Below are 12,214 nucleotides of genomic sequence, written 5' to 3'. Positions count from 1 at the left end.
CGTGGGTATCCGCTATCTGGTCGTCAAAGCGGGAACCTTGATTGACGGGCGGCGCGTGCTGATTTCGCCGTACTCGGTTGTCCGCACGGACTTGGGGGCGCTGGGCATCCACGTTGATCTCACGCGACAGCAGGTGAGCGACAGCCCTCCTGTCGATACCCATAGACCCGTCTCGCGTCAGCGCGAGGCGGAGTATTCCCGCTATTACGGTTACCCGGCGTACTGGGGCGGCCCGGACGTGTGGGGTATCAGCAACTATCCGGCATTCAGCCGCGCGGCGCTGGCGGCTGCATTGCCGCAGACGGTCGCGCAACTCGCGCCGGACGGCGACAATATGCCGGGCGCCAGTCATCTGCGTAGCACGGATGCGGTGGACGGTTAACACTTCGCGGCGGCAGATGGCGATATCGGCCACGTGTGCGGATTCATTTTCGACGATGAGGCCTGGATCATTCGGTATCTCACCGTCGACGCACAAGACTGGTGGCCGTCAAAGGAAGTGTTAGCGGTGAACGAGTATTGCGACCGACAAGATGTGGGTGACGTATCTGTGCGGCGCCAAAAGGCGCTGTTTCAGTAGATGAACGCGTAACCCGCAGCGAAGTCCGCGCACACGAAAACTTGCTCACGCAGTGCATTCGCGGGCGCTAAAAGTGATCATCGAAACCTGAAGGGCGTTGCCGGGTGACACGGCGGGACTTCTAGAGCGCTTTCAAATCGGGTAACAGGCGGTCGAATTCCCGTCTTACCACGCGGTAGCATTCGCAAACGCGTGCTTCCAGTCCTGGTCGGTCCAGTACCTCTATGTGCCCGTGACTGTAGCGAATCAGCCCCGCATCCTGCAGTTTCAGCGCCGCTTCGGTTACGCCGGAACGGCGCACGCCCAGCATGTTGGCGATCAGTTCCTGGGTCATCTTAAGTTCGTCGGACGGCAGGCGGTCTATGCTGAGCAGCAGCCATCGACAGAGTTGCTGATCGATCGAATGATGGCGGTTGCACACGGCTGTCTGTGCCATCTGGGTGATCAATGCCTGGGTGTAGCGCAACAACAGCCGCTGCATCGGGCCGGCACGGTGAAACTCTTCTTTCAGAATCCGCGCATCGAGTCGGTACGCCTCGCCGGCGCTTTGCACGATCGCCCGGCTTGGCGTTGTCTCCCCACCCATGAACAGTGCGATACCGATGATCCCCTCATTGCCGACGATCGCGATTTCTGCTGACGCGCCGTCTTCCATGACGTATAGGAGCGAGACGATCGCGGTTGTCGGAAAATACACATGATTGAGGCGATCGCCGGATTCATATACGACCTGGCCCAATGGCATATCGACGCGAACCAACTGAGATGCCACCCGCGCCCATTCCGCTTCCTGCAGAACGGAGAGCAGATGATTTTTCCTTGCAGGATCCACGTTTGCCATGTACCGCTCCTCAGCGTTCGGCCGAAACCCGCGCGACGCTGCTACACGCGCCCGCTACGGCGAGGCAGAAGTCTTGGTTCAATTATAGTTCGCTGCCCTCGGCGCATCATGCTGCGTCCCGCGACTGGCAACAAATGACGGATAGAAACCGTGAATAGAAGCTGCGGCTCCCGGATCGTCCTAAGCGAGGTGCCCCCTGACCGATTCTGGTGGCGTCCATTAAATCTTCGGCCAGACGGGCGATACCTTCGATCTGCCGCTCAATCGTATCGACCATCCGGAGCACGTCGGACTGATCGGGGGACGTTTTGCGAATCAGCGTGCGACCGCCTGCTGCGGCTACCAGGCCGCCGTGTTGCCGGGATGTGCCTGTATCACGTGCCAACTTCCCGCCTGTGGCTTCGTCGCGATAGTTGGCCCGTGAATCGCTTGCAAGCAGGGTGTATTTTGCACCTTCTCATACCGCGCAGTGGAGGTCTGTACGGAACCGTGCAGCCTACTTCTGAGACGTCGACGCTGGGCGATCGCTCGCTGGTGTCCGGTCTTGATGCGCCGTGTGCGGCACCTGTTGCGGGCCGCCCGGCGCGCGCGTATACCGCGCATGTACGTTCGCCGCATTCATGTCGCAAACATTTCAGGGCATGTGGCGGCATTCACCGCATGCGGTTGTCCACCACCGTACCGGCTGCAGCGAGACCGGATGTCAGTATGGCAAGCGAAGATCCGCATTTACAATGCAGTTCGATTCAATCTTGCTGTCCGGAATTTAAAAACATTTAGGAACCGGAAATTAAATCGGATAGTTTTCTTAAAGGAGGCTGACATGAGTCAGTCGTTTATTGGCTTTGTGGCGGGGGATTGTGGTGGTGGCGTGTGTGGCGGCCGTTGCGGTGGTACGTTATGGACCGGGAAAAAGGACGAACCGGTTGCACGAGCACCGGACACGCATCCAATCCTAAACTGGATTGACCATACGCATTTGAATGTTGCTTCATACAGCCTTGAACCGTCCGCGCGAACACAAAAGGCCCGGCTTTGCTGGGCAAGTCGTCAAATGCAACCGCGGTCTTCCGATGAAGCGGTCGGCAAGATGCTGGTCTTTGTCTTCCCACCCGCAATAATCTAGTCGCCGACCCGATTCTCGAGTACCCCAACGTTCTCGATCGCGATGCGGATAAGGTCGCCCGGTTGCAGGAACTTCGGTGGATTGAACCCGATAGCTGCTGCTTCACCTCCAGATCTTGAGTGACGTCGATTGGGTTCGCGAGAAGTCTATAGCAGCATTAGCCCTTACCGATTCTGTCAACGAGTCGAGACCGCGGTCTGCTCCGCGTTTTGTCGTTTGACGCTAAGCGCTCATTTGACCGCGAATGCGCGCTCTTTCACATGACATTTGTCCAGTCGTGTTCGGTCCAGCGATGCAAATTTTTGCTCATTGATTGTTCAATTTTGTACGGGCGCGGTACGGGGAGATTTTCAATCTCTCGCGCGAACTCCACTGGCCGATGCCAAGCGACAGGCCTCGACAGTGAAGGCGCGACTGGTCTTGGCGGTCGAATATCGGCCTACAAATTTGATCAATATTCCATATACTAATTGGCGCCTCGCCAGAACCCGTTCGGCTAATATTTGCTGCTCAATGTGAGGGCATTCACCTTCTGAACGGCGGCTCCACATTCGAAAACGGTCTTCTGTTGCCGCTCGCTGGTGCTCGCAACGACGAAGCGAGCCGTCCGCAGATGCGAATGCGCGCATCGCGCATGCGCTCACTATGCAAGACTTCCGGCCAGCCGTTCCGCCAGACGCTGCGCTTCGAACGCAGCGCACACCCAATCGATAAACACCCGTGTCTTTGCCGGCAATAGTGTGCGCGACGCATAGTAGATTGAGATTGCGCCAGCATCTGAGTACCAGCGCGGCACGACGCGCACCAGCGAGCCGTCTTCCAGGCACGGCAGCGCGTCCGCGGTGATGAGCATCGCGACGCCCAGGCCAAGCAACGCGGCCTGCCGCATGGCCGCCGGCTCATTGACGATAATCGACTCCCGCAGGTGTGCGGACATTTCGCGTCCGGCGACGTTGCGCATGGTCCATTGGCGAAGGCGGCCGGTTTGCAGCGAGCGCATCACGATGCCGTCGAACGATACCAGTCCCGCCGGATCGCGCGGCAGCTTGCGACCGGCCAGGTATCCGGGCGACGCGACCGCGACGATATGCGCGGGTGCCAGCGTGCGCGCCACTACGGTCGGCGAGAGATCAAAAACGCCGCCGATCGCGACGTCATAACCTTCAGCAATCAGATCGACCTGGCGGTTCTCGAAGTGCCATTCCGGCGTCACCAGCGGATAGCGACGCAGGAAACCCGGCAGCAAAGGCATGATGTGCGTCATACCGAAAGTAGGCGGCATGCTGAGTTTCAGCGTACCCACGGGCTGCCCGTCCTCGTTCGCGATGCCGGCGATCGCCGCCTGAATGCCGGCAAGATTCTCCGCAATCGCAAGACGGAACGCTTCGCCGGCTTCGGTGAGCTTCAATTGGCGCGTCGAGCGCTGAAATAGCCGCACGCCCAGATTGCGTTCAAGCATCGCGACATTGCGGCTGACGGCGGCCGGTGTCAGCGATAGCCAGCGCGCGGCCTCGGAAAAGCTGCCGTGCTGAGCGCTGCGCACAAACGATTCGAGGTTGGCCAACGTTTCCATCCGCGCTCCTTCCAGCCCGAATTCAAGCAATCGTTGAAAGTATAACAAGCCACTTGCCACTATTCGCTTGAACCGCGCACCGGCATATTGACGCCGACCCAATGCACCTGACGGAGATAAGCCATGGTTACCAACTTCCAAACCTTGGGTGGAAAAGTCGCATTTGTCACAGGCGGTTCGCGGTCGATCGGCGCCGCCATCGCGAAACGTCTCGCCGCCGACGGCGCAAGCGTCGCGCTGACCTACAACGCGTCTCCCGAACACGCTGCGCAGGTTGTGGCCGAGATCGAAGTCGCTGGCGGCACAGCGGTCGCGATCAAGGCGGATGCTGGCGACCCCGTCGCCATGCGCGCCGCCGTATCGAGCGCAGCAGCGCAGTTCGGAGGCGTCGACATTCTCGTCAACAACGCGGGCATGACTATTAATGGCGCGATCAACGACTACCGTTTTGAAGATTTCGAACGGATGCTCGCCGTCAACGTGACCGGCGTGTTCGTCGCAACGCAGGAAGCGGTGCGGCATATGAAGCAAGGCGGCCGGATCATCCACATCGGCTCGTCGATGACCCGCTATGCAGCATTCCCCACTGCGTCGGTCTACACGCTGACAAAAGGCGCTATCACGGGCTTCAACCGTAGCCTTGTTCGCGATCTCGGCCCGAAGGGCATCACCGTCAACACCGTGCACCCGGGCCCGACCGATACCGACATGAACCCGGCCGACGGTCCGATTGCGGCGATAGTCGGCCCCGGCATGGCGATCGGCCGTTATGGGCAACCCGCGGAAATCGCAAGCGTGGTTGCCTTTCTTGCGAGTCCCGATGCCGCTTTCGTGACCGGCGCAGACATCGTCGCTGACGGCGGATTGACTGCATAAGACCACGGACTCGTCCAGGAGATATTGGTACGAGCATAACCAGCGCATTATCACGTCGTCTGCTATGGACCCATGCATCACAATCGAGATGATGCCGCTGATGAGCGAAAGTCCATCTTTCCGACGTCTGCAACGCTGTTTCTCAAAATTGCCGTGGACCGATCGATTTTCTCGATGCGTGACCATCGGTCGGGCGACTAACGCCGGTTAAAGCCGTCCGCAGTCTGTCGTTGGACGAGCTATATCGCACACGCCGCAGTAATACGTTAGCTGTCTCCGCCAGACTTAAGACCTATTTTATGGGCTATCTGATGAGGCCAGGTCCGATGCAAGAGGACAAGACGAATGACGTTCTATGTCTCGCTTAGCGCAGCGCGAAAATTGCTTTTCCGGCGCGCGCCAGTGATTCGACATGAAGATGCGTTTCATCGGGACGGCGTTCCAGAAGAAGGTGTGGGACGCGTTGCGGGATATTCCTTATGGAGAGGTAAGCACGTATGCCGAGATTGCAGCCAATATCGGGCAATCCGCTGTGCGAACGATGGTTGCAGCTAACGGTCGGAATTCTATCTCGATCATTGCCCTTTGCCGCCGAGTCATCGGCAGTTCTGGGCAACTGATCGGATTCACGGGACGGCCGGTAAAAGAGACACTGCGATCGCCGGGGGGCGTGAGCTGGGCGCGGTCAAGCGAGCCGGAAATAATCTGGATGGCAGGTTCATCTATCAGTTGACTATCGCCAGATGCCAGAAGTGCCGCGTCGATGGCTATCCATGAGATGGGTATCGACAATGCCAGTGGCTTCCATTAGGGCACATGGTGGTTGGACCGATGAACGTGAAGCCGCGCTTGCGTAGCTCTTTACTGAGCGCGATGGACTCGGGAGAGCTGGTCGGCACATCGGCCATCGTTTGTGGTATTGGCGTAGTGATGGGTTTGAAAGACCGGATCAGATCGGCGAGGCCGCCATCTCTCCTGAGATTGATCGTCGCAATCGCGTTTGTAATCGTCGCAGCGATTTTGAGCCTATTGCGGATGATATTTATGTCGCGCATAAGACGATCGATGTCTGTTTCCGTGAATCTGGCAACTCAGTCGGCTTCGAACAATTCGAAAGCCTGACGGAGCGACTCACGTTTGCGGAGAATGGTCGCCCACGAAAGTCCCGGTTGAAATGCCTCCAGGCTCAGGCGCTCAAACAATCCGCGCTCATCACAGATAGGCATACCCCACTCGGTGTCGTAATACGCTCGTAGGAGTGGATCGTGGGCTGCCCATGGTGGCCTCGTTAAGCCATCTTCGCAGATGACCGGATCGATAGATCGAGCACGGTCTACGTCACCAATGGATTTTCTGTTATCAGGCGAGGTGCGAACCTTGGAGCCGGAAATAACAATCGTTTTTGTCATGAATTGCGAGGTTTTTGACGTTTGAATAACGGAACAGATGGTAGCGGAAGTTCGAACTGGCAAGATATCTGATCACATTTATGTTGCAGATTTTGTCCGTGGAAGTCAGGCACGACTCCTTTTCTACGACACGCTATAGACGTAGGACCGTGCCCGCCGCGCTAGAACAAGCTACGTATGAGCACACCACGATTGTTCACGGTCTTGCCAGCCGTTCGTTGACGATGCGGAACACGAACGCAGGCACCGTGCTGTTCTACGCGGCCCTTTTGGTGAGCAATATGGAAGAGATAGACGTGCAGGCGATTCACAAGGCGCTGGCAAATTCGATCCGCCGAGATATCTTAGGCTGGCTGCGTGAGCCAGAAATTCACTTCGCCGATCAGGCACTGCCGCTTGAGTTCGGAGTTTGTATGGGCAGCATCGAACAACGATGCTACCTCTCACAATCAACGGTATCCGAGCATATCGCTGTTCTTCATCGAGCAAGCTTACTGACGTCCAGACGCGTTGGCACGTGCGTACTTCTCCGACGCAATGATGAAGTGATCAGAGTATTTGCCGAGTACTTGCAAACACGGCTGTAAGAGCGCGTGGCTAGTCAAATCTTGCGCACGGGAAGGTGCTCATATAAGCGATATCAAAAGGATTGCCCTATCGCGCACAGTCCTCAACGTCGACCTCGATGTCAAATGCTTCGTGCCTTTTGCCAGCGCTTGGACAACGAACCGGACCATATTGAGCTGCAGATCGCATAGGTCGATATCGAGAACCGGGTTGATATTAGTCGCTGACGTGGACCGATGCTGATGAACACTGGAATGGAGCGGCGGGGGCTAGCATTTGTATCCGAGTTTATGGAACCTCAATCGGATTCAATTCAGTTCTACCGCGCGATTCAACATACCTTGCTCAATGGTTCCACGCAGACGCACCACGGTCCGCTGGCTCGCCAGGCCGAGTAGGCGGCTCACATCGACGTTACTTCGGCCGTCGAGCAACTGACGTCGAGCATAAGTGTTGCGCAGGACCCTCGGACTCATGTCGGGCGCACGGAACCCGATGGCCTCGAGCGACTCGCGCACAATCGCGCCAAGCAGCACGTCGTTGACTGGACCCTCGCGCCCCGGCGCGGGAAACAGGAGGGACTCCCCGGACGTCGACGTAAGCGCTTGTTTCCATGCCATCAGGGGGGGCGATCGCAAACACTGGGAGGGGGACCCTGCGCGACTCGCGAGGTCCCCGCTTCGGCACTTCGACATGCGGCCGCGCACCATCGATGACCAGACTCTCGCAAACCGTCTGCCGGAGTTCGGCCGCCGTCACACCGATACCGAGGAATAGCGCCACTATCGCGCGATTGCGTGATGCGCGATCGTCGTCGCCGGCGACCGGCTGAACCCATCCCTGCAGCCGCGCGTCTGCGTCGGCGTCAATGAACAGGGGAACTGGCTCGTCCTCAGGCCAGCGTTCGAACGCCGCCATCGCGGTAACCGGGTTTTCCGTCCGGATGCCTTCTTCAACGAGATGACGGCACAGCCTGTCGAGCATCTTGCCGTAACGCAGTCGCGTCGTTGTGCCCGGCGCGCAGCGCATGTCGATATCTGCGAAGAACGATTCGACGTTGGCTGCACCGAAGATGGCCAGCGTCATGTCTTTCGTCCTGACATAACGCAGAAAGCGGTCGAACATGGTGGCGTGCTGCACGCGTGAGCGTGCCGAGAACGGGCGCCGATCGGCACCGACTGCCTCGGTTTCCTGCCAGAGCCGATATGCGTCCGACGGCGCTGCGATCCATTGCGATATTCGATCCATGTTCAACCTTATATACTGAATTTTGTCCTTCGAATCCCATGCGCGAATTTTCGATTCGCCAAACCAGTCTATAGAGGGAAGGGAGCATTCCGATGCACGTCTGACTCTCTCACAGTTAATCGACACCCTGCGATAGTCAATCGGTTGAGGTCCCGGTCACGGTGACGATGGGAAGGTCATCCAGCGGCAGGCTGTGCTGCAACTCGCCGCGCACAGTGCCCAATTTATCCAGCGCAGACACGCGCACGCCAAGAAGGCGCAGACGGCGATCGAGAACAACGCGCCGCAGACACTCGGCTGCCGCACGCGGGATGGCCGTCGCATCCGAAGTCGCTTCGGGTAACGTGACGTCCCGTCTGACCGTCCTGAAGTCTGCGAAACGCAGTTTGATTCCAACCGTGCGCCCGACATAGCCTTTTCTCGCGAGATCCTCACTCACGCGCTTGCACAGCGCGGTGAAATGCGCTGACAGGGCGGCGCGCGGTTCTGTCTCACGTGAAGATCCCGCGCGAATGTTGTCTCACGGCTCATCGACCTGGGTTCCGAACGGTCACACCGGCCGGTCATCGACACCGCGCGCAACACGCGCAAATCAACACTGCAGGACGACTATGCAGCACCCACTTGCACGACGCACATTTATATCGTTTCCCGATGTTGCCAATGGTTGCGACGAAGCTCAGTTGTCCGATGCTGGGCATGGCAAGAACGGCAGTCGAATTGCTGATGGAGAAGATCGACACGCGCGGCATTGCGTTCACGAACTACGGCAAGCAGGCCGAGGCGTCAGTAACCCATCTCCAGATTGGCGAAGCGACCGAAAAAATTGACGCAGCCGAGGCGATCATCCGGAATTCGATGCGCCTGCTAGATGAAGTTGCTGCAGGCGGCCAACGGATGAGCACATTGCAACGCGCACGCATTTGGCGCGATGCGGCTTATGCGAGCCAGTTGATCTGGGAGGGCGTGGACCGAATTGCAGGCGCGTCGGGTACGGCGTTTGTCAAACGCGACGAGCCGCTTAACCTGTGTGGCGCGACGTTCGCGTGGCGACCATGCATGGTGGAAATGTACGAGAAACCAGTATGGAGATTTATGGGCGGGTGGCTACGGGCATGCCGTCGAGCACATTTCTGCTACCGGTATGAACGATCGGTCGTACGTAGCCTCTGCAGACGGCTTTAACTTACACTAACACCGAAGATGGTATGCCGGCCGCTGTAGAAAAGAGCGAGATGCCGCGGAGATACGACAGAATAGCCAAAGCAATGCTTAGGCATAGGATGAAATGGCGGGATGCTGGGGTTAATCGCACATCATTCCTTCCCGCCGCCGGAGCCTGTCAGATTTTTAGTGTGACGAGGTCATGAGACGATAACGGAAACAACGTCCTATGACCGATACAGCATTGAACAAGAAGAGCAAGAACCCGAAGGCGCCGAAGCTGTTTCCCGATGAACTGATCGATCAACTGCTGGCGCAGGTGCAGAACAAGGATGCGGAGTCGATTCTGGGCGAATCGGGTCTGGCCGGGCAACTGAAGAAGCAACTGGCCGAGCGCATGCTGACGGCAGAGCTGACACATCACCTTGAGGCAGAAGCGGAGCAAGGCAAGGCCGGCAATCATCGCAATGGGAGCAGCCCGAAGACGGTCCTCACGCCCAACGGTGAACTGAAGCTGGATATTCCGCGCGACCGGCAGGCAACGTTCGAGCCGCAACTGGTGGGCAAATACCAGCGCCGGCTGCCGGGCTTCGATGACCACGTCATCAGCATGTACGCGCGCGGTATGAGCGTGCGCGAGATCCAGGGCCATTTGCTGGAACTGTACGGGCTGCAGGTGTCGCCCGATCTGATTTCGACTGTCACCGATGAGGTGCTGGCCGAAGTCGAGCAATGGCAGCAACGCCCGCTCGAGGCGATGTACCCGATCGTCTATTTCGACGCCCTGCGACTGAAGATTCGCGACGAAGGTACGGTCAGGAACAAGGCGGTATATCTGGCACTGGGTATCCGCGCTGACGGCCGCAAGGAAGTGCTGGGTCTGTGGATTGAGCAGACTGAAGGCGCGAAGTTCTGGCTGAAGGTCTTCAACGAACTGAAGAACCGTGGCCTGCACGATATCCTGATCGCGGTGGTCGACGGCCTGCGCGGCTTCCCCGAAGCGATTGAAGCGGTATATCCGGTCGCCCAGATCCAGACCTGCGTTGTGCATCTGATCCGCAATTCGCTGAATCTGGCGGGCTGGAAGGACCGCAAGCCGCTGGCTGCCGCGCTCAAGCCAATTTACCAGGCCGCCTCCGCCGAAGCCGCCGCTGCGGCGCTTGACGCGTTCTCTCAAAGTGAATGGGGCAGGAGATTCCCAACGGTGGCCGCGATGTGGCAGCGTCAATGGGAGCAAGTCATCCCGTTCTTCGCCTATCCGCCTGAAGTACGCAAAATCATCTACACGACCAATGCGATCGAAAGCATGCACATGCAGTTGCGCAAGATCGTCAAGAATCGCGGCCACTTCCCGAGCGATGAAGCGGCCAGCAAACTGCTGTATCTGGCCTTGCGCAACATTGAAAAGGACTGGAAGATGCCACCTATCACCTGGCGGCAGGCCGTCAATCAGTTCGCCATCCTGTTCGGCGAGCGGTTCACGAACGCCATGAGCTGAGATTTTTTAAACCGACCTTGACACACAAAATTCCTGACACCTCCCGCCGCCGTTGATTCCGCTTCCAGTTCGCCACACCTGCTTGCCTTGCCTGGACAACTCGCCGCAACTGTGCTTGCCGTCGGCCTCAGTGCCTTCGATTGCCATGACGCCGCCTGCCTGCTCCTGCGCCTTCTGTTTCTGCCCGTGTCGTGCTGCCACGGCTTCATCGTGTGACCTACCTGCGTAGTTCAGGGTCATTTCGTTTACTCGTCCAGAGTTAGTCTTTACAAAGTGATACGTGCCCGTGCTTCCGGGATTCACGTTAAGTCGCTCCGTGCAGAAGCGAGTTATCCCGCTTCGCACTCCAAATGTGAGGGGCGTTTACAAGCCCAGTCTGTCGCGCAGTCTGTCGATCACGTGGTGCTCGTTCAGCCAGCGAATCTCGTGCTTTCGCGATAAGCTTTTTCGATATCGGTAAAAGGAAACACAGAATATCAACGTCATGCCTGTCAGAATGCCCCATATCGCGTAAGTCATGGTGTTCCTTGATTGTGGCGTCGAATACGACCGGACTAATTTCTAACAAGAGAGCGCGTCCATATCCATGTAGAGTCCTTCTGATCGGTGGTTCGACCACGCCCGCAACCGTCCTGATTTCTGGCATGAGTGACATCCTTCTGCACGGTCGCGAATCCTGTTGACGCAAGCCGGTCGCATCCCTCTTTTGAGCATTCAGCTTATTGAACTGGTGAACGCTCGTCTGTACGGTGTCGTACCGCTCGTCGATCTGCTATGGGCTAGTGTCAGGAAAATCTGCGAGAACGCGCGCCGCAAACGGACAGACTAGCGACTTCGTGCTGACAAACTGCGGCCTGGAGGCAGGCGCGACAGTCGATGACGGGTCTCTTGGTTTCACTAGTTGCGGGTGTGGCGATTCTGGTTTTTGCCGCGCCTGTTGACATCGTGGTGATCTAGCCGTTGCTCAATGGGCTTCCAGGCCTTTCGGGAGTTGCTTTCATTGACGTGTACGGTAGCGTGCGGACATGCTGGAACGCTCCGGCCATACTCGGCGCGAGACACCAGACAGTTGCGGGAAACACATGCTGCATAATCAATCCAGGACGAACTGATACACCTTGAAAGATCTCTCCGTTTCTTACACCGGGCAGCCCGCTTGGATTACGGTATTGGCGACATCGTACTATTTCGCTGTCTGCACCAGCGTCTGCTAGCCGATGGCAAGACCCGCGTTGCCCGACTGCTCATGCTATTCGACGAAATCGAGCGACTCTCCAAGTAAAGAGAACTGACAGCATCCTAACCTCTGCGATGACCGACTACGCTTCACAC

Annotated in this window: 11 protein-coding genes and 2 pseudogenes; 7 read left to right on the top strand and 6 right to left on the bottom strand. The window is 57.8% G+C overall.

From position 1 onward, the window contains the following. The first annotated feature begins 1 nt into the window (after position 1). A complete protein-coding gene (locus tag ACYPXD_RS01345; RefSeq protein ID WP_459706571.1) occupies positions 2-382 on the top strand; it encodes a hypothetical protein in 381 nt (126 codons plus the stop codon). Between the two features lie 319 nt (positions 383-701). On the opposite strand, the gene ACYPXD_RS01340 is transcribed toward ACYPXD_RS01345, so the two are convergent. Then, positions 702-1,421, bottom strand: coding sequence for a Crp/Fnr family transcriptional regulator (locus ACYPXD_RS01340; RefSeq protein WP_459706569.1), 720 nt, complete (start codon positions 1,419-1,421; stop codon positions 702-704). A gap of 823 nt (positions 1,422-2,244) precedes the next feature. On the opposite strand from ACYPXD_RS01340, the gene ACYPXD_RS01335 reads away from it, so the two are divergent. Further along, positions 2,245-2,547 (top strand): hypothetical protein, encoded by a 303-nt coding sequence (locus ACYPXD_RS01335; protein WP_459706566.1) that lies wholly within the window; start codon positions 2,245-2,247, stop codon positions 2,545-2,547. A gap of 643 nt (positions 2,548-3,190) precedes the next feature. On the opposite strand, the gene ACYPXD_RS01330 is transcribed toward ACYPXD_RS01335, so the two are convergent. Next, positions 3,191-4,120: a LysR family transcriptional regulator gene (locus tag ACYPXD_RS01330; protein WP_459706616.1), complete on the bottom strand. Its 930-nt coding sequence runs from the start codon at positions 4,118-4,120 to the stop codon at positions 3,191-3,193. Positions 4,121-4,243: 123 nt separating this feature from the next. On the opposite strand from ACYPXD_RS01330, the gene ACYPXD_RS01325 reads away from it, so the two are divergent. Both ACYPXD_RS01325 and ACYPXD_RS01320 read left to right on the top strand, forming a co-directional pair. Next, a complete protein-coding gene (locus ACYPXD_RS01325; RefSeq protein WP_459706563.1) occupies positions 4,244-4,996 on the top strand; it encodes a 3-oxoacyl-ACP reductase family protein in 753 nt (250 codons plus the stop codon). A 412-nt stretch (positions 4,997-5,408) separates the two neighbouring features. Then, entirely contained in the window at positions 5,409-5,729 is a 321-nt protein-coding gene (locus ACYPXD_RS01320; RefSeq protein WP_459706561.1) for a methylated-DNA--[protein]-cysteine S-methyltransferase, read from the top strand. A gap of 34 nt (positions 5,730-5,763) precedes the next feature. Here the strand turns inward: ACYPXD_RS01320 and ACYPXD_RS01315 are convergent. Beyond that, positions 5,764-6,405 (bottom strand): annotated as a pseudogene (locus tag ACYPXD_RS01315) (DNA-3-methyladenine glycosylase I). Between the two features lie 149 nt (positions 6,406-6,554). Between ACYPXD_RS01315 and ACYPXD_RS01310 the strand changes: the two are divergent. Continuing rightward, on the top strand, positions 6,555-6,992 hold the full coding sequence (locus tag ACYPXD_RS01310; protein ID WP_459706559.1) for an ArsR/SmtB family transcription factor: 438 nt from the start codon (positions 6,555-6,557) through the stop codon (positions 6,990-6,992). Between the two features lie 394 nt (positions 6,993-7,386). On the opposite strand, the gene ACYPXD_RS01305 is transcribed toward ACYPXD_RS01310, so the two are convergent. Both ACYPXD_RS01305 and ACYPXD_RS01300 read right to left on the bottom strand, forming a co-directional pair. Next, complete coding sequence (locus ACYPXD_RS01305; RefSeq protein WP_459706556.1) at positions 7,387-8,220, bottom strand: tyrosine-type recombinase/integrase; 834 nt, start codon at positions 8,218-8,220, stop codon at positions 7,387-7,389. Positions 8,221-8,356: 136 nt separating this feature from the next. Beyond that, positions 8,357-8,806, bottom strand: a pseudogene (locus ACYPXD_RS01300) (DinB/UmuC family translesion DNA polymerase); the annotation flags it as partial. Positions 8,807-8,883: 77 nt separating this feature from the next. Between ACYPXD_RS01300 and ACYPXD_RS01295 the strand changes: the two are divergent. Next, on the top strand, positions 8,884-9,405 hold the full coding sequence (locus ACYPXD_RS01295) for a hypothetical protein (protein WP_459706554.1): 522 nt from the start codon (positions 8,884-8,886) through the stop codon (positions 9,403-9,405). A 208-nt stretch (positions 9,406-9,613) separates the two neighbouring features. After that, positions 9,614-10,882: an IS256 family transposase gene (locus tag ACYPXD_RS01290; RefSeq protein ID WP_459706552.1), complete on the top strand. Its 1,269-nt coding sequence runs from the start codon at positions 9,614-9,616 to the stop codon at positions 10,880-10,882. Between the two features lie 6 nt (positions 10,883-10,888). On the opposite strand, the gene ACYPXD_RS01285 is transcribed toward ACYPXD_RS01290, so the two are convergent. Beyond that, positions 10,889-11,122, bottom strand: coding sequence for a hypothetical protein (locus ACYPXD_RS01285; protein ID WP_459706550.1), 234 nt, complete (start codon positions 11,120-11,122; stop codon positions 10,889-10,891). Between the last annotated feature and the right edge of the window lie 1,092 nt (positions 11,123-12,214).

This window comes from Paraburkholderia sp. 2C, assembly GCF_054589215.1.
Note: the sequence above shows the minus strand (reverse complement) of the source record. Positions and strands in the feature narration are given on the sequence as shown.